This window comes from Alloacidobacterium dinghuense (genome assembly GCF_014274465.1).
Taxonomy (GTDB): Bacteria; Acidobacteriota; Terriglobia; order Terriglobales; family Acidobacteriaceae; genus Alloacidobacterium; species Alloacidobacterium dinghuense.
Genome location: NZ_CP060394.1, coordinates 5,995,881 through 6,016,835 on the forward strand (window position 1 = coordinate 5,995,881; position 20,955 = coordinate 6,016,835).

A 20,955-nucleotide genomic window follows, 5' to 3' on the forward strand; every position below is an offset into this window, starting at 1 on the left:
GGGGCAGCAGAGATTTAGGGTCTTGGGCTGCCTTTTTCGTGCACAGGCTGTTTCTATCATTTATTGTTTTTGTGGTTGGAATTGAAAGCGGTTTCATTTTGTCAGGAAAAGATATGGACAGACGCAATTTCATGAAAACGAGCGGCGCGCTTCTTGCGGGAGCAGCTGTTCGCGGCAATGTATTTGCTGAGGAGCAGGGCGGGCAGGGCAGGATGGTGCTCGCGATGAATCGCGGATGGCGATACAGCCCGAAGTTCGTAGATGGCGGTCATGATGCGGCGTTCGACGATTCGAAATTGGATCGCGTTGTGGTGCCGCACACGAACCTACCGTTGCCCTGGCATGGGTTCGATGACAAGGAGTATGAGTTTATCTCGCTCTATCGCAGGAAATTTCAGCTGCCTGGCGAGGCGAAGGGCAAAAGGGTCTTTGTCGATTTTGAAGGCGTAATGACGGCTTCGACGGTATGGATTAACGGGCAGCGGCTTGGAGAGTATAAGGGCGGATACACGCCGTTTTCGTTTGAACTAACAACACATTTGAATTTCGACGGCTACAACGTGCTTGCCGTCGATGTGGATTCGACCGAGAGGCCGGACATTCCTCCGTTCGGATATCAGATTGACTATCTGACGTTTGGCGGGATTTATCGCGAAGTGTCGCTGCGCGTCGTCCCATCGACCTTTATTGAGAATATTTTCGCCCAGCCCAAAGATGTGATGAGTGGAAGCCCTTCGCTCGATGTGCTGTGCTACCTGCAACAGCTTGAAGCAACCCGCGATGCGCTGACGATCGAGGCGACGCTGCTTGATGGCGACAGCGTGGTTGCGAAAGCTACGCAGAAGGTTCCGGCTTCAGCGGCTTCGACTGAACCCCTGAGTCATACGATTACGTTTGGCAAGCTGAATGGCATTACGCTGTGGGATTTGAAGAATCCAAAGCTCTATACGGTGAAGATACGTCTGTTGCGTGGTTCGCAGTTCGTCGACGAAGATTCACGACGTATCGGATTTCGCGAGGCGCAGTTTACCGATCATGGGTTTGAGCTGAATGGCAAAGTCATCAAACTGCGCGGGCTCGATCGCCACCAGACTTTTCCGTTTGTAGGGCAGGCGATGCCCGGGCGCGTGCAGCGCCGCGATGCGTATATTCTGCGAAAACAGTATCACTGCAATATCGTGCGCACGTCGCACTATCCGCAATCGCGGCATTTTCTGGATGCTTGCGACGAATATGGGTTGTTGGTGCTGGAAGAGATTCCAGGCTGGCAGCACATCGGCGATAAGGCATGGCAGGATATTTCCGTCGACAACGTGAGCCGGATGATTCGGCGCGATTGGAACCATCCTTCAATTGTGTTGTGGGGCGTGCGTATCAATGAGTCACGCGATAATCACGACTTTTATGTTCGGACGAATGCGATGGCGCACAAGCTCGATCCAACGCGGCAAACAGGCGGAATCCGCAATTTTCAGGGATCGGAGTTTCTGGAGGACGTCTTCACGGTGAACGATTTCGGCTGGCCTCTGAAACCGCCGAATCATCCCCGGTATCTGAATACGGAGTTTGTGGGGCACACTTTCCCGACGAAGACGATCGACGAAAATTCGCGGCAGCGCGAGCACACGATTCGGCATGCGCGCGTGCACAATCAACTTGCATCGAATCCGCAGTATGCGGGTGGGATTGGGTGGTGCGCGTTTGATTACAACACGCATTATGATTTTGGATCGGGCGATCGCATCTGTTATCACGGCTTGTTTGATATCTTCCGCGAGCCGAAGCCGGCAGCCGGGTTCTACAAATCGCAGTGCGATCCGGAAGATGAGATTGTGCTGGAGCCGGCATTTCACTGGGCTATGGGTGATGAGTCGGTGCGCTTTACGGTGGCGATGGTCTGCTCGAACTGCGACCACCTGAAATTCTTCGTCAGATATGGGGGCGACTGGAAGCAGATTGCCGAATTGGATCCGGACCGCGAGCAGTTCGAGCATCTCAAATATCCGCCGTTCAGCCTCGATCTGACGAAGATCGACGGCGATGATAGCTGGCTGAAGTGGGGCGATCTTCGCATTGATGGCTATTTGAAGGGCAAACAGATGATTTCAAAAACGCTCTCCGGCCTGGGCGTCGATCAGAAGTTTTCCATCCTTGCTGACGATCATGAACTTGGCGCTGACGGGGCTGATACGACGCGTGTTGTTCTGCGCGTGACGGATGAATACGATGCAATTCGTCCTTATGCGAACGATCCGATCGTGTTGACCTTGGAAGGCCCCGCCGAGTTGATCGGGGATAATCCGTTCGGGCTGATTGGTGGCACGGGTGCGGTTTGGGTTCGCGCCAGGCAAGAGCCGGGCACCGTGCGATTGACGGCAAAACATCCCAGGCTGGGAACCCAGACTGTCGAGATTGTGATCCGTCCGGTGGCTGCCGAAACGATTTAGTTTTGTGGGCGACCGGAGAAGAAGTTCTGAAAGAGTCCGGTGCGGGTGCTATGCTTTGGGATTCACACGCACCTCGATTCTTAAGGACATATCGCTTTGGCTGGTCGCAGGCATACAAGTAACCGGGTAACAATTGTCGATGTAGCTCGCAAGAGCGGTTTCTCGCCATCTACCGTTTCGATTGTCCTGAACGAAGCGCCGCTTTCCCGCTATGTAGCCGCGAAGACGAAGGAGCATATTCGCAAGATTGCACAGGCGATGGGTTATCGGCCGGACGCTTTCGCGCGTTCTCTGCGGAGCAGGCGTAGTCACACGATCGGTGTAATGATCTTCGACATCTCCGATCCCTTCTGCACGCTGATTTTGCGTGGTATTGAGAAGACCCTGCATCCGACCCGATATCTGCCGATCATTATGGATGCGCACAACGAGCGAAAACTGTTTGAGGGCTACCTTGAAATGTTGCTCGACCGGCGTGTCGAGGGGTTGATCGTCGTGGCGAACTGGCTCTTCGCGGAAACCGATCTGCTGGCTGACATGGAGAAGCACAGCATTCCGACTGTGGTGATCGGGCGCGATCTGACATCAAGCCACATCAGCTCTGTTCTGGTTGACAACGCGGTCGGAGCCTATGCTGCACTGGATCATCTCTATGAACTCGGGCATAGAAAAATCGCTTTTATTCGTGGACCGGCGAGCCTGCATGACAGCGTGAATCGCTGGCGAGGCATCGAGAAGTTTGCTGCCGAACGGGAGCTCGAACTCGATCCGAAGCTCATCCGGGAATTGCCGGAGATACTTGAAGCGAACTCGGGATTTGATGGCGGCGTGGACTTGACGGCCGACCTGATCCGCTCGCATCAAAAGTTCACGGCGCTGATGGCCTTCGATGATGTGACGGCTTTAGGATCATTGCGCGCATTGATGCAGGCAGGTGTGCGCGTGCCCGAGGACTGCTCGGTGATTGGCTTTGATGGCGTTCCGCCCGCGGCCTTCTGCACGCCTGCGATTACCACCATCTGCCAACCCATGGAGGAAATGGGCATGATGGGCACTGAGTGGGTCTTGAAGTCGATTGACAAGGATGAAGACCGTAATGCGAGTGCACCTGTTTTGAAGCTTTTGCCGCCCGCCGTTCTTGTTCGCGGTTCAACGCGCTCCTGTATAACCTCCTGAGAATTTCATTTCTGCGCTTGACAATGGCAAGAAATACGTTAAAACTGCAAATTTAAAACGTTTGAATATCGTATGGCATTCTCGAACACCTGAGTGAGGAGTCAGCGGACTTCGTCGCGAGGCACACTCTCGCCTGTTGCGAAGCCGAGCTAGCGTGTCCGATATTCTGCTAGAAATTTCTAAGTAGACGATGCGCTGGAGAAAGGTGCTGGCATGCTGAAAAGGTTGGCGATCAGTTGTGCTGTTGTTCTGATGCTAGGTACGATGGTTCCCCTCGCCTGCGCCGCTGTCTCTCCGTCGATGGTTCTTGCCGAGGGATGGCGCCTGCAGTCGGCGTGCAAGGTGCAAGCTTCCGGCGAGACTATTTCAACGATGACCTATCATCCTGAGGGATGGAATCAGACGACCGTGCCGGCCACGGTGCTTGCTGCGCAGGTGGCGGCTGGCATTTACAAAGACCCGTACCATGGTACGAATCTGCGCGATATTCCGGGAACAAGCTATCCGCTTGGAAATAACTTCTCGAATCTGCCGATGCCCGATGATAGTCCGTATCGCTGTGGCTGGTGGTATCGCAGGGAGTTTGTCATACCTGCGTTGGAGAAGGGGCGCACGTTATGGCTTCGCTTCAAGGGCATTAACTACCGAGCCGACATCTGGGTGAACGGGAAACGCATTGCCGACTCTTCGCAGGTTGCAGGTGCGTATCGCACCTATGAATTCGACGTTACTGACAATGTTGTTATCGGCAAACCGAATGTTGTCGCTGTAGAGACATTTGCGCCTACTGAGAAAGACCTCGGCATTAACTGGGTGGATTGGAATCCGTGCCCGCCCGATAAAGACATGGGCATATGGGGCGCAGTTGACCTTGTGACCAGGGGATCGGTTGTTTTGCGATCACCCATGGCTGTAACGCATTTCACGGATGCTTCTCTAAAGCAGGCGAATCTAACTGTATATGCTGAACTGCACAATGCAAGCGATAAACCGGCAAGCGGAATCGTAAGCGGTACAGTTGCTGGAATTCGCATCGAGCAACAGGTCAATCTTGCTCCGCATGAAGATAAGACAGTCGTCTTCGATCCTGAAACTTACACGCAGCTGAAGCTCAACAATCCGAATGTCTGGTGGCCATATCAGATGGGGACACCGTACCTTGAGGCGCTCACTCTGAGATTTACCGCGGGCGGCGAAGTCTCCGACGAGCAATCCGTGCGTTTTGGGATTCGTGAAATTACATCTGAGCTTACCGACAAGGGCTATCGGCTCTTTCGCGTGAACGGCAAGCCGATTCTGATTCGCGGAGCTGGCTGGTCGCAGGACATGCTGCTGCGAGAAGATCCAAAGCGGTTGCGAGAGCAATTCATGCTCGTACGCGACATGCACCTGAACACGATCCGGCTGGAAGGCAAGCTGGAGACGGACGACTTCTTTCAACTTGCCGACGAGCAGGGGATTCTCGTGATGCTGGGCTGGTGCTGCTGCGATCAATGGGAACACTGGAAGAATTGGACACCAGAAAACTATGAGGTGGCGAAGGCGTCGCTGCAAGCACAGATCCTGCGCATCCGCCACCATGCGAGCCTGCTGGTGTGGTTGAACGGGAGCGACAATCCCCCACCGGCTGATGTCGAGCAGATGTATCTCGACGTTGAGGCGCGGATGCATTGGCCGAATCCAATTCTGTCATCGGCGTCCGCTAGACCAACGACGGTGAGCGGAAGAAGCGGAGTAAAGATGAGCGGGCCATACGACTATGTAGCTCCGTCGTATTGGTACGTAGACACGGACAAGCATGGCGGCGGGTACGGCTTCAATACGGAGACGAGCCCCGGGCCGGCAATCCCGAACATCAGCAGCCTGCGTAAATTCATACCTGAGGATCAGATGTGGCCTGCGACGAGTGCTTCATGGTCGCTCCACAATGGCGGGGGGAAATTCAAGACGCTTACCGTCTTCGATGACGCGATGAAGGCGACCTACAACCCGCCGGATGATTTGAACGCCTATGTTCGTGTGGCGCAGGCCATGACTTACAACGGCGAACGTGCCATGTTCGAGGCATATTCGCGAAACAAATACACATCGACTGGCGTGATTCAGTGGATGCTCAACAACGCGTGGCCTTCGAATATCTGGCATTTGTATGACTATTATCTGGACGCAGGCGGAGGGTATTACGGCACGAAGAAGGCATGCGAGCCGCTGCACGTGCAGTATTCCTATGATGATCACAGCATTGTCGTAGTCAACGGCACCTATCAGCAATCACCACGTCTTTCGGTAACGGCCAAAGTCTACGATTTCAATCTCAAGGAGCTTTTCAGCAAGGAGTCTGACATTACGATTGACGCGGATGCCGTGCAGAAAGCAATCTCAATCCCTGATGATGTATTCACCGGATCTTCTAAGGTGTTTTTTGTTGATCTCGCATTGAAAAATGATGTGGGAGAGATTCTCAGCCGAAACTTCTATTGGGTGCCATCAAGTTTGACGACATTCGATTGGAGCAAGACGGACTACACGCACACTCCGGCGATTCAACATGAGGATATGACGGAGTTGATATCTCTCCCGAAGGCCAAGGTCGAGGCCCGACTAACAAATGCAGAAGATGGAAAAACGCTACAGATACGGTTACATAATGATTCGAAGGTCCTGGCATTTCAGGTAGCGGTAGCTGCGCGCGATGTTCATGATGAGGACATTGTGCCTGTCGTGTGGTCTGATGACTACGTAGAACTCATGCCGGGCGAATCCCGCGTCTTGACCGCAAAACTCCCCTCGCATGCACTGGAAAACGCGACCATCGTCGTATCAGGATGGAATATTCCCGATCTAAGGCTGCATCTTTCGACTGCAAAAACAGTAGCGACCGCCGGAATTTCGGCTAGATAAAGAAAGTTGGTGTCTTACAGGTTTTTCATGGGGCGGAAGCTGCTTCTCGCCGACCATTTCTTGCGGGTAAAGTATCATCGTGCGTCTCTTTGTGGGCATTGCGTTGACGAGTGAAGTGCAGGAAGGGCTCGAATCATGGCTAAGCGCTCTTCGAAATACATTTCCAAAGTTACGTTGGTCTGAGCCGAAGCAATGGCATGTGACTGTGCAATTCCTCGGCCAAACAGAAGAAGCCCGTTACGCCTGTGTTGTCGAGCAGTTGCGAGGACTTCGTGCGCATCCGGTGAGTATCCAGATCGACCAGCCGGGATTCTTTGAGCGCGCAGGTATCTTTCATGTTTCAGTGCTGACAGCGGCGTCGCTGATTGAGTTGCATGATCAGGCAGAGGCTGCGCTTGCAACATGCGGTTTTGAACCGGAGCTCCGCCCTTATTCTCCACATATCACGCTGGCGCGCAGAAAGGGACGCGGTTTCTCACATGACTTCGAGCAGTTGAAGAAGAGCGTTCAGAAACTTCCTCCGATGAGGCTGCCCTCTATTCAGGCGAAGGAGTTTCTTCTTTATCAGAGCTTCACTGATCCAAGCGGGTCAAGATACGAAGTGCGCGAACGCTTTCCACTGATGTAAGCTGCATTTCATACCGCAGACTATTCAATGACCAGCAATCATTTCTCACCTACAGCAAATTCTCTTGGAAAGATTGGGCTACCTGCGCCCCTCAGGGAACTGGCTCAACGTCAGTGGGATTCCATCATTGTAGGCGCCGGACACAACGGCCTCGCATGCGCAGCGTATCTCGCACGCGCAGGTAAGCGCGTTCTTGTGCTGGAAAGCCGCGAGCGCATCGGTGGCGCCTGCACGATTGAAGAGCCATTCCCCGGAGTGCGCATGTCGCCGTGCGCGTATCTGGCGGGACTGCTGCACCCGCTCGTAGTCGAGGAACTACAACTGCCGCAACGTGGCTTTACATGGACGCCCGCGGTGAATGGCCTCTTTGTACCCTTTCTCGACGGCACCAGCATTCAGCTCTGGGATGATGATGCACAGTGCGAGGATGAGATCCGACGTTTCAGCAGCAGTGACGTCGAAGGTTGGCGGGCCATGAGCGACGCCATCCGACGGTTGCGCGACGCATTGCGTCCAGCGGGTGACGGCGATACATGGATTGGCGATGCGCCGACGCGCGAGCAGATTGAAGATCGGCTGGGAAACGATGATGAAGCGATCAAGCTGCTTTTCGAGTGGTCGATGGCGGAACTTGTCCAGCATTATCTGCACGACGAGCGGTTGCAGGTCGCGTACTTAGGGCAAGGTGTGATCGGCACGAACGCCAGTCCGTTCGACCCCGGCACAGCTTCGATTCGCTTTCATCACTCTTCAGGAAGACTCGGGGGTATGCCGGGCATGTGGGGATACGTGAAGGGCGGAATGGGAATGGTCTCGTTCTACTTTTGCGATGCCGCGCGCGAGGCGGGAGCAGTGGTTGCAGCCGGAGTTCCAGTCGCGCGCATTCTTCCTGGAGAGGGTGTGCTGCTTGACGGCGGCGAGCGGATCAATGCGCCGATTGTGATTTCCAATGCCGATCCTCGCCGGACGCTGCGCATGTTGGATGGTTCCAGTGATGCCGCGTGGAAGGCCAAGGTCGAATCGGTTCCTATTGAAGGCTGCACGGTGAAGCTGAATGTGCTGTTGTGGGAGCTGCCGAACTTCACTTCACGCCCCGGAACGATGGAGCCACATCATCTGGGCCAGATCAACGCACCGCTTACCAAGGCCGAGTGGAAACATGGCTACGCTGCGGCGCGTGGCGGACAGTTGCCTGAACATCTCTGGTGTGAGCTCTACTTCCAGAGCGCGCATGACGCCAGCGTTGTTCCCCACGGGCAGCACACGATGAGCGTCTTTGCGCAGTATGTGCCATACACTTTCAAGGAAGGCACGTGGGACGACCGCCGTGCTGAAGTGCGAAAGGCGGCCCTGGACTCCATTGGACGATTCTGCAGCAACATGGATACGGCGGTGATCGACGCGCAGGTGCTGGGGCCTCCGGATATCGAAGAAAAAGTCGGACTAACTGGCGGGCATATCTTTCAGGGTGAATGCCTGCCGCAGTATATGTGGTCGAACCGTCTCAGCGCGCGGACGCCGATGCCGGGCGTCTATCTCTGCGGAGCGTGCACGCATCCTGGTGGCAGCGTGATCGGAATCAACGGGCGCAATGCTGCGATGGCGGTGCTGAAAGACATGGCGCAGAAATAGTTCTGGTCTTTGCACGTTTCTGCAGGTATGCTGCGGCGAAAGCATGCCGGAAACACCGACCCCATGTGCGCTCAAGCGCGAACTAGGCCTCTTCGATCTCGTCCTCTTTTACGTTGCAGGAGGGTTGAGCCTTCGCTGGATCGCCACTGCCGCGGCTGCTGGCCCGAGCACGATTGTCGTCTGGATTTTCGCCTGTCTTTGCTTCTTCGTGCCGCTTGCGGCGTGCGTGCTTGAACTGTCTTCACGCTATCCGGAAGAAGGCGGTCTGTACGTCTGGACGCAGCGCGCCTTCGGCGATTTCTCCGGCTTCATAGCGGCGTGGACGTACTGGATGAGCAATCTGCCGTACTTTCCCGCCGTGCTTTATTTCGGCGCGGGCAGTGCATTGTTTGCGCTGGGCAAGCGTGGCGAGCACCTGACCAATGAGCCAAAGTATTACATGCTGTTCGCGCTGTCATGGCTTGCACTCATCACGCTGCTGAATATTTTCGGGCTAAGGCGGGTTAAGTGGCTGAACAACTGCAGCACCATTGGCACATGGATCCCCGTGGTTGTTTTGCTGGGGCTCGGCGCCATCTTTGCCAGCCGATATGGTTCAGCAACGAGTTTCGCCGGGGCACAGCTCATTCCACACGCCGATCTGAAAAATGCCATCTTCTGGTCGACAATCTTTTTTGCCTTCGGCGGGGTTGAAACCGGCTCGTTTATGGGTGAAGAGATCAAGGATCCACGTCGGACGATTCCACGCTCAATTGTCATTGCTGGCGCTTTGATCGTGCTGTGCTACGTGGCCGGAACGATTGCCATGCTGATTGCGCTGCCAAGTTCCGCTATCACTGGAGTGGGTGGATTCGTGAGCGCGATTTCCCTGATGTGCACGAAGTTGAGTCTGGGATGGCTCATCACTCCTGTTGCTCTGCTCGTGGTCTTCAACAGTATTGGCAGTGCGACAGCCTATCTGTCTTCGACATCAAGACTGCCTTTTGTTGCCGGTATCGATCGCTATCTGCCGCCGGTTTTTGGACGCGTGCACCCGCGCTGGTGTACTCCGTGGATTGCCATTGGAGCGTATGGGCTTGTGGGAATGCTATGCGCGTTGCTCAGCCAGGCGGGAACGACGGTGCGCAGCGCATATGACGTGCTGGTGAGCATGTCGATCATCACCTACTTCATTCCGTTCGCGTTTCTTTTTGCTTCTATGATCCGGCTGCAGCGCGAGCCCGCTCCGGCGGGAACGATCCTTATTCCCGGCGGAAAGCCGGTTGCAATTGTGCTCGCTTCACTCGGCTTGTTGACAACACTGCTGACGATCGTGCTCTCCGTGATTCCACCAGACGAAGAACCGAACAAACCCCTCGCTGTGATGAAGGTGATCGGTTCTACAATCTTCCTGGTCAGCGCTGGTGTTGCCATTTATTACGCCTCCAATCGGCGGCTTCGACGCGCTACCGCTCTTTATCCAGTCGAAAAGCAGTAGCCTGAAAATCACCATCCAGGTCGAGATCGACACCGTGGCCCATCCAGTAGGCGCCACTGGCTGTTTCAGGACGCTTGCCGCCGGGTTTCTCCGTGATCCAGTGCAGCTTGTACTGCGCATCCTTGTTCAATCCGCGTAACAAGAGCCGCGGATAGGGGTATCCAAACTGACTCGAGTGCAGGAAGCCGAAGACGACTGCCTGACTGCCGTCAGCTGCTACTGATTCTGTCGCGGACTGCTCACTGCCATTTGCGGGTGAGATCAGGCGATAAAGTGCACCATGCTGCACGGTTTCGCGAATCTCCTTGTATTCAGATACCAAATGCCGCGCGGAAGCGAAATCCGCGTCGCTCCAGTGATTCAGGTTTGAGCCGATGCCAAGCGAGCCCTGCATCGACGAGAGGAAGCGGTATTCAATCGACCGCGGACTGTGATTCGCCCCGCCTGGCGACTCCGTGACCCAGGCCATCATCACGCCCGGCGTGTAGGCGTAGGTGAATCCATCTTGAATGGAGAGGCGGTCAAACGGGTCGGTGTTGTCAGAGGGCCACACTTCATCCGTGTAGCGAAGGATGCCGAGATCGACGCGGCCTCCGCCGCCTGAGCACGATTCGATCTCAACCTTGGGATGCTTCTCGCGAAGCTTCTTCAGGATCGAATACAGGTTTTCGATGAACTTCACATAGACCTTTTTCTGTTCGTCCGGTGCGACGGCAGGCCATCCTGGTTCAGACCAGTTGCGGTTGTAATCCCACTTGAGAAAAGCGATGTCATTCTCGCTGAGCAACTTGTCCAGGAAGCCATAGACATAATCGCGCACATCTTGCCGCGCCAGATTCAGTACAAGCTGATTGCGGCCCTCAGTGCGCGGTCGTCCATCGAAATTCAGAACCCAGTCGGGATGTTTGCGATACAGGTCGCTGTCGGGATTGACCATCTCTGGCTCAACCCAGAGTCCAAAATCCATGCCGAGCGAATGCACTTTATCGATGAGCGGCTTGAGGCCGACCGGAAATTTTTCCTTGTTCACATACCAGTCTCCGAGCCCCGCATGGTCGTCTTTGCGCTGGCCGAACCAGCCGTCGTCCATGACGAAGCGCTCAACGCCGATCTTTGCTGCTTTCTCCGCGAGCTCTTCCTGGCCTTGCTCGGTTACGTTGAATTCCGTAGCTTCCCACGAGTTATAGAGAACGGGCCGTGGCCGGGGCTTCGGAGCCTGCGGGAGAACCTTGCTGATTTCGAACCGATGCAGCAGGCGCGACGCTCCGCCGATGCCGTTATGAGAGTAGCCGCCATAAAAGACCGGTGTTTCGAGTTGTTCGTTCGGCGCGAGCTGGTAGCCGAAGTCAAAGGGATTGTAGCCGCCCGTGATGCGGATTTGGCGCAGGCTGTCCTGCTCGACGGTGATCCGCCACGAGCCGCTCCATCCGAGCGCACCAAACCAGACATCTCCTGTGTCCTGATCGCCGCTGTTGCCGCGTTCAATCGCAAACCACGGATTGTTCTGATGTCCGGTTGACCCGCGACGGCTTTCGATCAGCCGTGTGCCGGGACGTATCGCCTCATGCTGCACGTTCATCTCCCCCGCCCATCGGCCAGTCAGATAGTAGAGCCAGTAGTCGGTGCTTTGCGGCAGAGACCACGTCGCAGCGGCTGCCTGCTCGATGAGCAGCGGCTCTTTCGTCTTGTTCGTGATGACTGCCGAGCGGCCTAGAATTCCGGTTTCAGGATCGATCTGGTATTTCAAATCAACCAGCACATCCCGCGAAATATCTTTGAGGTGCACATTGAGCGTGTTTCCTTCGATGTGGTGGTCAATGTAGTGAAGCACCAGGTCGCGGTTGCCATCCGGAAAGGTGATCTTAAGCGTGGGCTCATAAAACAAGCCTGCCCCCCAGCCCTCGAACTCCTGCCGGGTACTTCCAGAAGGCAGGTCGAAGGATGCATGGCCTTGATTTGCCTGTGCCGGTCCGAGATGATCATTGGATCCGAGCCGGCCTCCCCAATAGAGAGTTTGGAGCTCATTTTCCTCATTCACTCCGAACGCGTACGTCACACCAACGCTATCGATCCGAAAAACGCGAGATTGCTGATCGAATTGAATGCTCTGCGCAAATGTATACGTGTACATAGAAGCAAGCAGTCCAAGAAGCACAAACAACTTTCTGTAGAACATGTAGCGCGACCCCCCAAAACTAAAACTTATCGGGAAACTCGAAAGAATGCTATTGCATTTACCTCACTCGCAAGAATCGTCTTATGGCTACTTGTGCAGATACCAGGGGATATTGATGACAACCACATTCTCATTGCCTCTCACAAGCAGAAACAGCTTCAGCAGGTTGGCGCGCTGGTTGTGCAATACATTTTCATACCAGTGTTTCACCACAAGTTCCGGCACCAGTACGGCAACCTGCCTGTCGCTCGATTTCATCTGCTCTGCGAGTACGTGGTCTACGAAGGGCTGGATGAAGAAGCGATAAGGAGATTTGATGATGGTCAATCGTGGTTCGGGCAGTCCTGCGGCTCGAATCGGAGAAACCACCAGGTCATTCCATATCTGGCAGACGCTGTCCTCCTCATCTCCGCACTCTACGTGGACGGCCTCAACGTCAGGAGACATCGCGATAGCGAAGCGCAAGCCCTTTTCGCTGATGCGGTTCCACTTGTCCATCGGGATGATCACGCGTGGCGGCTGTAGTCCATCAACCCGCAGTGGCTCAGGATGAGCCGTTTCTTTCGCCGTATCGTCATAATGTTTGCGCACTGTCCTCATGACGATAATGAGCGCCGGGACCAGGATGACCGTGATCCAGGCGCCATCGAGGAACTTAGCGACCAGGACCACTAGTAGCGTTAGTCCGGTGGCGGCTGCGCCGATTCCGTTTACGATCATGTGGCCCATGGCATGTCCCTGCTTGTACCAGTGCACTACCATGCCCGCCTGCGAGAGCGTAAACGCGAGGAATGCTCCGATTGCGTAGAGCGGGATGAGTCTGTCTGTGACTCCGCCAAAGAGGATCAACAAAACAGCTACAAACGTCACCAGAGCGTAGATGCCATGTGAATAAAGCAGTCTGCGTCCCCTGAGTATGAAGGCATGCGGCAGGTAATCACGGAGCGCGATAGCGCGCGTGAGGCGCGGGAAATCGGCAAAAGCTGTGTTGGCAGAGAGCGAGAGCACGAGCAGGATGGATCCGATCGTGACCCAATAGAAGATGCCCTTGCCGGCAACGGCGGCTGTCAATTGTGAAAGCACGCTCTGATATCCCGCCCCTCCCGGATCCGTTGCGCCGATACCGTAAGCGCGGCAGAGCAGGGCGATACCTGCAAGCAGGACGATCAGTAGCGCAATGATGATTGTGAGTGTGTTCTTTGCATTTTTTGTCGTAGGCTGACGAAACGCCATGACGCCGTTACTGACGGCTTCGACACCGGTCATTGCCGTGCAGCCACTCGAAAAGACCTTGAGCAGGAGCCACCAGGTCAGCGCGGTGGTTACGGGCGGAAGTGCCGGAGGAGCGACAACAGGTACTGGGTGGCCGTCATGCACAAGAGCCTTGACGCCACCGAGAATGATGACGATGATCAGTGTCCCGAGAAAAAGGTAAGTTGGTATGAGAAACGCAACGCCGGTATCACGAACACCTCGCATATTCACAAGCGTGAGGATTAGAAGTATGAGCAGGCAGAGTAAGAGCGTATGTTTCTGCAGGCCGGGAGCGGCAGAGATGAGAGCGCCTACACCGGCGGAAATCCCAACTGCGGCAGTCAGGATGTAGTCGATCATGAGCGCGGCGGCAGCCAACAAACCGGCACCTGCACCCAGGTTTTCCGTCGCCACCGTGTAGGAGCCTCCGCCATGTGGATAGGCTTCGATGGTCTGGCGATAAGAAAAATAGACGATGACCAGCAGAATGATGATTGCCGTTGTCACCGGCACAATGTGATGTACGCCAGCAATGCCGAGCGGAATCAGCAGTGTGAGCGCAGCTTCCGGTCCGTAGGCGGCAGAGCTGAGAGCATCAAGCCCGAAGATCGGAAGGCCGGCGGACGGGCCGATCTGTTCTGCGCGTTCTTCTGATGTGGCTAACGGACGGCCAAACAGCAGGTCAAGAGTTCGCATATCACCTGTTCAGATGCAGGAATAAGAATGGCACCGCTGCGCCATCATCCTATCGTGTTTTGGCGCAGCACGTGTGAAGAAGCAAAGCTATTAACGTAGGGCCAGCACTACAATGCGTCCATCGGAGTGGAAGCTCCCGCCAGTTGCGGTAAGCGCAGTTTTCAGCGGATTCGACGGCGTGACGTATGCCGCGCCGGTGATCGCACCGGCTGCCGCAAAGCTCTGCTCGATGAAGTCGCGCTCTTCATCGATGTTGGGATCGATGTGATGCGTTACGTTGCCGTTGCGCTGGTCCTTCTCAAAACCGCTATCATGCGTGGCCGAGCCAACCCACAATGGCTTTCCGTCGATTGTCTCCGTCGATTTCCATACGCGCAGGTGGTGCCGGATTGCGGCAACCGCAATGGGATCGGCGCGCGCATATGAGAAATCTTGTGGACGCCCGAAGAGGTAAAGAATACTCATCGGCATTTCCGTGTAAGCCTCGTGAGAAAGCGTTGCTATAAGTCCATGCACAATCGCGTCTTGAGTGGTCTTGTCGACTGTGGTCCAACCTGCGCCGGTGAAGGCCTTCTGCACCTGGTCCTGCGTGCCGATAATGGCGAAGTTCACCATGTCTCCCGGATTCCCTTGTTGGTCCTGCACTCTGCGCGGGATATTGGCAAATAAATCGGGTGACAGAGAACTCGCGAGGTTAATGGCTGTTGTTTCTGTGGCAGTAGTCGGCGATTTCGACAGCTTCATCTTTACCGTGTAACTCCCATCCCCGGTGAGGTCGCTGCTCAGGTTCACATTGAGATACAGCTTGCCGCTGGTCGTTATCTCGATCTGCTTACTCGCGCCAATCGGAAAGGGAATAGAAGCGTCGCCATTAGTAACACGTCCGATGAGCGCACCGCTGTTAGCGCTGTTCAGCTGAAACTGGCGCACCAGGTCCTTCCATCCACGCGCGTTTCCGTCCGGCGTGGATGAATGTCCGTCGGAAACTGTAACTGTGCCCGTTGCAGAAAAGTCGAGCTGATCACCCAATGTGACGGTGACGCCGGTATCGGTCCAATCTCCGGCTGGCACATTGAAAGAATAGGAGCCTTTGCGGGACGAGAGAACGCTGGCGTCGGGTGCCTTCAATTCGATGAGTTGAACGCCGGGGCGTACTGAGGTAGGCGCTGGTTGTTGCTGACTGCAGGCAATTCCAGAGAGCGCGAGGCAGGTGACGGTAAGGCTCGGGATGCTCCGGAGGAAGCGCGAAAGTTTCATAAATCGTATGACGTTCGAACCGAACAAATGGCCTAAACGCATCCATCATCTGCTTTTGCCGCTTCGTCAGCAAGAGTGTAGGGCAAAAGAAAAGCCTCGATCAAGTATCGAGGCCTTTCACTTCGAATTTCGGGTTCAGGCTAGGTGCCTTCCGACCAGCTGGCCAGGTACTCTTCCTGCTCTGGCGACAGGCGGTCGATGCCGATGCTCATCGCTTCGAGCTTCAAACGGGCAACACGCTTGTCAAGTTCCTGCGGAACGGAGTAGACCTTCTTTTCCAGGCTGGCATGGTTCTTCACCATGTATTCGGCCGAAAGCGCCTGGTTGGCGAAGCTCATGTCCATCACCGACGCCGGGTGACCTTCCGCTGCAGCAAGGTTGATCAAGCGGCCTTCGCCGAGCAGGTAAATCTTGCGGCCATCGCGCATGGCATATTCGTCGACAAAGTCGCGGGTTGCGCGCTTGGAGGAAGCGGTGCGCTCCAGAGCCGGGATGTCGATTTCGACATTGAAGTGTCCGGAGTTGGCGATGATCGCGCCGTTCTTCATCACGTCGAAATGCTCCTGGCGAATGACGCTCTTGTTGCCGGTTACGGTCACGAAGACGTCGCCCTGCTTGGCTGCTTCGATCATGGTCATCACGCGGAAACCGTCCATGACTGCTTCAAGCGCCTTGGTCGGATCGACTTCGGTCACGATGACTTCAGCACCCATGCCGCGTGCGCGCATCGCGAGACCGCGACCGCACCAGCCATAGCCGGCGACCACGAACTTCGATCCGGCGAGCAGCACGTTAGTGCAGCGAATTACGCCGTCGATGGTCGACTGCCCGGTACCGTAGCGGTTGTCAAAGAGGTGCTTGGTGAGTGCGTCGTTGACGGCAACGACAGGGTAGCGAAGCACGCCGTCCTTAGCCATGGCCCGCAGGCGAATCACACCAGTCGTCGTCTCTTCAGTGCCGCCGATGACGCCCTCAAGCGCATCCTGGCGCTTGGTGTGCAGCAGGTGGACCAGGTCGCACCCATCGTCCATCGTCAGGTGAGGCTTGTGATCAATGGCCGCCAGAATGTGCGAGTAGTAGCTCTCATTATCCTCGCCCTTGATGGCATAGGTCTGAATATTGAAGTCGCGGGCCAGCGATGCGGCCACGTCGTCCTGCGTGGAAAGCGGGTTCGATGCGCAGAGGGCCACATCGGCGCCGCCGTCGCGCAGCGTAATCATCAGATTCGCTGTTTCGGTGGTTACGTGCAGGCAGGCCGCCACGCGAATGCCCTTGAGCGGCTGATGCTTGATGAATTCCTTGCGGATGGTCTGCAAAACCGGCATCGACTGGTTCGCCCATTCGATGCGCTTGCGTCCCTGGTCAGCCAGATCCAGATTCTTTACGTGGTGCAGTGTTGCGGTCGTTGTCGCCATATCTTCTCCAAAGTCACCTGGTCCTAAACGTCGGGCAGACCCTCCCGGTGCTCTACTGAGGATATCATCGCCGACAGCCCCGACGAGTCGTTTGCGGAGGAATCATGTGAAAGTCCTGTAGCATCTTTACTAAGTGGCTCAAGAGAAAAAAGTGCGGCTCTCAGCGCGTCAGATGATATTGATTTCGCGCGCCTTGGCTGATCCGCGCCGCTTTGAGATATTCAAGCAAATCAGCGCCTCCGGACACCAGCTGCCATGTGGCGATCTGCGCGATTGCATTCCCATTACCGCTGCCACCCTGTCGCATCACATCAAGGAACTTGAGACAGCCGGCTTGATCAAGATCGAACGCGAAGGCAAGTTTGCAAATCTTTCCCTCTGCCGCGACGTGTGGCAAGCCTACCTCGATCAATTAGCCGCAATTTAACAAATGCATTTTGCGACTTTTTCTCGATCCGCTCATCAATTAGACAGTTATCGAAATGTCTACGAATGATGTTTCGAACAGGAGCGAAGAGATGGGCAAGCTTCAGGGTAAAGTCGCCGTTGTTACTGGCGCATCGAAAGGTATTGGCGCGGCCATTGCCAAGAGTCTGGCTGCGGAAGGCGCAGCTGTTGTTGTGAATTATTCCTCCAGCAAAGAGGGAGCAGATCGCGTCGTGAGTGAGATTTCGAGCAAGGGCGGTAAAGCCATTGCGGTGCAGGGAAGTGTTGCGAAAGCAGCCGACGTAAACCGTATCTTTGCCGAGACGAAAAAGGCTTTTGGCAAGCTGGACGTTTTGGTGAACAATGCTGGCGTTTACGAATTCACCCCAATTGAGGACATCACGGAAGAGCACTACTATCGCATTTTCGACACAAACGTGCTTGGTCTGCTCCTTGCCTCCAGAGAGGCGGTAAAGCACTTTAATGGTGATGGAGGCAGCATCATCAACATCGGCTCGGTTGCCAGCAGGGTTACACCGCCTACGTCGTCGGTTTACAGCGGGACGAAGGGCGCTGTCGATGCGATCACGCAGACTCTGGCCAAGGAACTTGGCCCGAAGAAGATTCGCGTGAACTCGATCAACCCCGGAATGGTGGAGACGGAAGGCGTTCACTCTGCAGGATTCATCGGCAGTGAATTCCATAAGCAGCATGAGGCGCAAGTTCCTCTTGGACGCATCGGTCAGCCTGAGGACATTGCGAACATCGCCGTTTTCCTGGCATCTGCCGATTCAGGATGGTTGTCAGGCGAATTGGTTATCGCCTCGGGTGGCTATCGGTAAAAAATTGGGGCCGCATTGAGCGGCCCTTTTCATTTGGCTGGAACGCTCTCAAGCTCCAGCAGCTTCTTTTTCCGTTCAACTCCCCAGCGATAACCAGTCAACGCACCGTCGCTGCCGATGACGCGGTGGCAGGGCACGACCAACGCCACCGGATTCGTTGCACAGGCGCGCGCGACTGCGCGTACCGCAGTGGGTTGACCAATCTCTTGCGCAATCTGAGAGTAGGTGCGAGTCTGGCCGCGCGGAATGCGACGCAGTGCCTTCCACACGCGTCTCTGGAACGCCGTGGCGCGGACATCAAGTGGTAGTTCGAGCGCAACCGGATGCTCGGTCATCTGCGTGAGTATCTGCTTCACCATCAAACCCAGATTGGCCTCGTCGCGCCTGCTGTCGGAGGCTGGGAAGCGTGACGCCAACTCATCTTCAAGTTCGGTTTCGAGTGAGCCAAAGGCCACCAGGCACAGGCCGGCGTCGGTAGCTGCGACCAGCATTTTCCCAAGTGGCGAATCGACGATTGTGTAGCGGATCACCACGTCCTTGCCTCCGCGACGGTACTCCGTCGGCGTCATTCCTAAGTGTTCGTTTGCTGTTTCGTACAGGCGGCTGCTGGACGCGAAACCGGACTCATACATCGCCGTCGTCACGTTATCGTTCGTGAGCAGGTTCTTGCGGAAATGCTCCATGCGGCGAGCCTGCTGATACTGCCGTGGAGAGATACCGAGGTAGCGGCGGAAGAGCCTCTGCGTGTGGAACGCGCTCAAGCCTACAATCTTTCCCAGCTTGTCGAGCTTGATGGTGGTGTCGATGTTCCGCTCGATGTAATCGCATGCCTGTGTCAGCATGTGCGCCTGCGGATGCGCCTCACCCGGCGCGCAGCGTTTGCATGCTCTGTATCCTGCGCGCTCCGCGAGTTCGCTGGTGGCAAAGAATTCGACTGATGTGCGCAGCGGCCTGCGGCTGGGGCAGGATGGACGGCAGTAGATGCCCGTTGTCCTCACTGCGTACACGAAGAGCATGTCCGCAGCGGGCTTGCGCGTCTCCACCATCTGCCATGCCCTGTCCCAAACCTGGTGCGATACCTGAACAGCACTCATATCTTCCTCCCTATGCTGTTCTGATCTTCGCGCCTTCAAGGTTCCAATGGCACTCCGCTTCTTGCTGTTAAATTTTGTTGTCTTTGCCATCCCTCGTATCGATTCCCGGGGCATCTTCCGCGATTCAGGCAGAAAAAGTAAAGGGCAAGCTGGAAGCTTGCCCTTATGCTGACTTGCTTAGCGCTAACTTGCTACTTGGCGACTGCGGTTGCCGCCTCGGCCTGCTCACGCAAAGCCGCGGCTTTGTCAGTCGCTTCCCAGGTGAACTCCTTGTCGGCGCGCCCGAAGTGGCCGTAGGCTGCGGTCTTCCTATAAATCGGACGGCGCAGGTTCAGGCTCTCGATTATGCCCTTCGGCGTCAGCGTGAAGTTGGCGCGAACCAGTTCCTGGAGCTTGTCGGAAGGAATCTTGCCGGTGCCGAAGGTATCTACCAGCACGCTGACCGGCTCGGCAACGCCGATGGCGTAGGCGAGCTGAACTTCGCAGCGGTCGGCAAGACCGGAGGCCACTATGTTCTTGGCGATGTAGCGCGCCATGTATGCAGCCGAGCGGTCGACCTTTGTCGGATCCTTGCCGCTGAAAGCACCGCCGCCGTGACGGCCCATGCCGCCGTAGGTGTCGACGATGATCTTGCGACCGGTAAGGCCCGAGTCACCCATCGGTCCGCCGATGACGAATCGACCGGTCGGGTTGATGTGATACTTGGTGTTTTCGTCGAGGAGTTCGGCGGGAAGAACAGCCTGGATGACGTGCTTCAGAATGTCAGCGCGCAGCTCTTCGTTCGAGATCGTTTCCGCATGCTGCGTCGAGATGACGACAGCATCGATGCGCACCGGCTTGCCTTCGGCGTCGTACTCGACCGTGACCTGGCTCTTGCCATCAGGACGGAGATACGACATCCTGCCGCTCTTGCGGACTTCGCTCAGGCGCTTGGTCAGCTTGTGGGCCAGTGAGATGGGAGCCGGCATCAGCTCTTCCGTCTCATTGGTAGCGTAGCCGAACATCATGCCCTGATCGCCCGCGCCGCCCGTGTCAACGCCCATGGCGATGTCGCCGGACTGCTTGTTGATCGAAGAGATCACAGCACAGGTGTTCGAATCGAAACCGTAGAGCGCGTTGTCATAGCCGATGGCTGCGACCACGCCGCGCACGAGAGTCTGGAAGTCAACGTAAGCTTTGGTCGTGATTTCACCGGCGATAACGACGAGTCCGGTGGCGGTTAGGGTTTCGCAGGCGACGCGGCTGTAAGGATCCTGTTCGAGGCAGGCGTCGAGAATGGAGTCGGAAATCTGGTCTGCGATTTTGTCGGGATGCCCTTCAGTCACCGACTCTGAGGTGAATAGAAACTTGTCGCGTACGGACAAAACAGTCCTCCATGAATTTGCGGATCGCCTGATTCACGAATGTGCGGAGCGGAGGATCAAGCCGTAGGGCCCGATCGCGCACAGGCATCTGATCTTAGATGGTACTAGACCGTCGGAGGCAGGGCAAAGCGGTTCAGCCAAAGGGGATGTGGAAGATTTCAGCGGCGAAA

Annotated in this window: 14 protein-coding genes; 8 read left to right on the forward strand and 6 right to left on the reverse strand. The window is 55.8% G+C overall.

Annotation, left to right across the window (positions count from 1 at the left end):
- Positions 1 to 113 precede the first annotated feature (113 nt).
- The 6 genes from H7849_RS25260 to H7849_RS25285 all read left to right on the forward strand — a co-directional run bounded on the left by H7849_RS25260 (position 114) and on the right by H7849_RS25285 (position 10,261).
- Positions 114 to 2,447, forward strand: coding sequence for a glycoside hydrolase family 2 TIM barrel-domain containing protein (locus H7849_RS25260; protein WP_186743209.1), 2,334 nt, complete (start codon positions 114 to 116; stop codon positions 2,445 to 2,447).
- A 96-nt stretch (positions 2,448 to 2,543) separates the two neighbouring features.
- The gene (locus tag H7849_RS25265) at positions 2,544 to 3,623 is read left to right on the forward strand and encodes a LacI family DNA-binding transcriptional regulator (RefSeq protein WP_186743210.1); all 1,080 of its coding nucleotides are present in this window, start codon (positions 2,544 to 2,546) and stop codon (positions 3,621 to 3,623) included.
- Between the two features lie 213 nt (positions 3,624 to 3,836).
- Positions 3,837 to 6,524 carry a glycosyl hydrolase 2 galactose-binding domain-containing protein gene (locus H7849_RS25270; RefSeq protein WP_186743211.1) on the forward strand — a complete coding sequence of 896 codons (2,688 nt, stop codon included), beginning with the start codon at positions 3,837 to 3,839 and terminating at the stop codon, positions 6,522 to 6,524.
- 79 nt (positions 6,525 to 6,603) lie between these two features.
- Positions 6,604 to 7,152: an RNA 2',3'-cyclic phosphodiesterase gene (gene thpR / locus H7849_RS25275; RefSeq protein WP_186743212.1), complete on the forward strand. Its 549-nt coding sequence runs from the start codon at positions 6,604 to 6,606 to the stop codon at positions 7,150 to 7,152.
- A 27-nt stretch (positions 7,153 to 7,179) separates the two neighbouring features.
- Complete coding sequence (locus tag H7849_RS25280; RefSeq protein WP_186743213.1) at positions 7,180 to 8,784, forward strand: phytoene desaturase family protein; 1,605 nt, start codon at positions 7,180 to 7,182, stop codon at positions 8,782 to 8,784.
- A gap of 43 nt (positions 8,785 to 8,827) precedes the next feature.
- Positions 8,828 to 10,261, forward strand: a complete 1,434-nt coding sequence (locus tag H7849_RS25285) for an APC family permease (protein ID WP_186743214.1) — start codon at positions 8,828 to 8,830, stop codon at positions 10,259 to 10,261.
- Here H7849_RS25285 and H7849_RS25290 read toward each other — a convergent pair.
- The 4 genes from H7849_RS25290 to ahcY form a co-directional block, all read right to left on the reverse strand.
- Positions 10,230 to 12,437, reverse strand: coding sequence for an alpha-galactosidase (locus H7849_RS25290; RefSeq protein ID WP_186743215.1), 2,208 nt, complete (start codon positions 12,435 to 12,437; stop codon positions 10,230 to 10,232). The genes H7849_RS25285 and H7849_RS25290 overlap by 32 nt on opposite strands.
- A gap of 87 nt (positions 12,438 to 12,524) precedes the next feature.
- The gene (locus tag H7849_RS25295) at positions 12,525 to 14,387 is read right to left on the reverse strand and encodes an APC family permease (protein WP_186743216.1); all 1,863 of its coding nucleotides are present in this window, start codon (positions 14,385 to 14,387) and stop codon (positions 12,525 to 12,527) included.
- A gap of 90 nt (positions 14,388 to 14,477) precedes the next feature.
- A complete protein-coding gene (locus tag H7849_RS25300; RefSeq protein ID WP_186743217.1) occupies positions 14,478 to 15,644 on the reverse strand; it encodes an LssY C-terminal domain-containing protein in 1,167 nt (388 codons plus the stop codon).
- A 140-nt stretch (positions 15,645 to 15,784) separates the two neighbouring features.
- Positions 15,785 to 17,059: an adenosylhomocysteinase gene (gene ahcY / locus H7849_RS25305; protein ID WP_186743218.1), complete on the reverse strand. Its 1,275-nt coding sequence runs from the start codon at positions 17,057 to 17,059 to the stop codon at positions 15,785 to 15,787.
- Between the two features lie 133 nt (positions 17,060 to 17,192).
- Between ahcY and H7849_RS25310 the strand changes: the two genes are divergently transcribed.
- Together H7849_RS25310 and H7849_RS25315 are read left to right on the forward strand one after the other, a co-directional pair.
- Entirely contained in the window at positions 17,193 to 17,486 is a 294-nt protein-coding gene (locus H7849_RS25310) for an ArsR/SmtB family transcription factor (protein ID WP_251106483.1), read from the forward strand.
- Between the two features lie 91 nt (positions 17,487 to 17,577).
- Positions 17,578 to 18,327, forward strand: a complete 750-nt coding sequence (locus H7849_RS25315) for an SDR family NAD(P)-dependent oxidoreductase (protein WP_186743219.1) — start codon at positions 17,578 to 17,580, stop codon at positions 18,325 to 18,327.
- A gap of 29 nt (positions 18,328 to 18,356) precedes the next feature.
- Here H7849_RS25315 and ada read toward each other — a convergent pair whose 3' ends face one another.
- Both ada and metK read right to left on the reverse strand, forming a co-directional pair.
- On the reverse strand, positions 18,357 to 19,421 hold the full coding sequence (gene ada, locus H7849_RS25320; protein ID WP_186743220.1) for a bifunctional DNA-binding transcriptional regulator/O6-methylguanine-DNA methyltransferase Ada: 1,065 nt from the start codon (positions 19,419 to 19,421) through the stop codon (positions 18,357 to 18,359).
- Between the two features lie 191 nt (positions 19,422 to 19,612).
- Positions 19,613 to 20,785, reverse strand: a complete 1,173-nt coding sequence (metK, locus tag H7849_RS25325) for a methionine adenosyltransferase (RefSeq protein WP_186743221.1) — start codon at positions 20,783 to 20,785, stop codon at positions 19,613 to 19,615.
- Between the last annotated feature and the right edge of the window lie 170 nt (positions 20,786 to 20,955).

Coding starts and splice junctions, on each gene's coding strand:
- H7849_RS25315 (WP_186743219.1), top strand. CDS start 17,578: ATGGGCAAGCTTCAGGGTAAAGTCGCCGTTGTTACTGGCGCATCGAAA.
- H7849_RS25290 (WP_186743215.1), bottom strand. CDS start 12,437: ATGTTCTACAGAAAGTTGTTTGTGCTTCTTGGACTGCTTGCTTCTATG.
- H7849_RS25260 (WP_186743209.1), top strand. CDS start 114: ATGGACAGACGCAATTTCATGAAAACGAGCGGCGCGCTTCTTGCGGGA.
- ahcY (WP_186743218.1), bottom strand. CDS start 17,059: ATGGCGACAACGACCGCAACACTGCACCACGTAAAGAATCTGGATCTG.
- H7849_RS25280 (WP_186743213.1), top strand. CDS start 7,180: ATGACCAGCAATCATTTCTCACCTACAGCAAATTCTCTTGGAAAGATT.
- H7849_RS25300 (WP_186743217.1), bottom strand. CDS start 15,644: ATGAAACTTTCGCGCTTCCTCCGGAGCATCCCGAGCCTTACCGTCACC.
- ada (WP_186743220.1), bottom strand. CDS start 19,421: ATGAGTGCTGTTCAGGTATCGCACCAGGTTTGGGACAGGGCATGGCAG.
- H7849_RS25295 (WP_186743216.1), bottom strand. CDS start 14,387: ATGCGAACTCTTGACCTGCTGTTTGGCCGTCCGTTAGCCACATCAGAA.
- H7849_RS25270 (WP_186743211.1), top strand. CDS start 3,837: ATGCTGAAAAGGTTGGCGATCAGTTGTGCTGTTGTTCTGATGCTAGGT.
- H7849_RS25285 (WP_186743214.1), top strand. CDS start 8,828: ATGCCGGAAACACCGACCCCATGTGCGCTCAAGCGCGAACTAGGCCTC.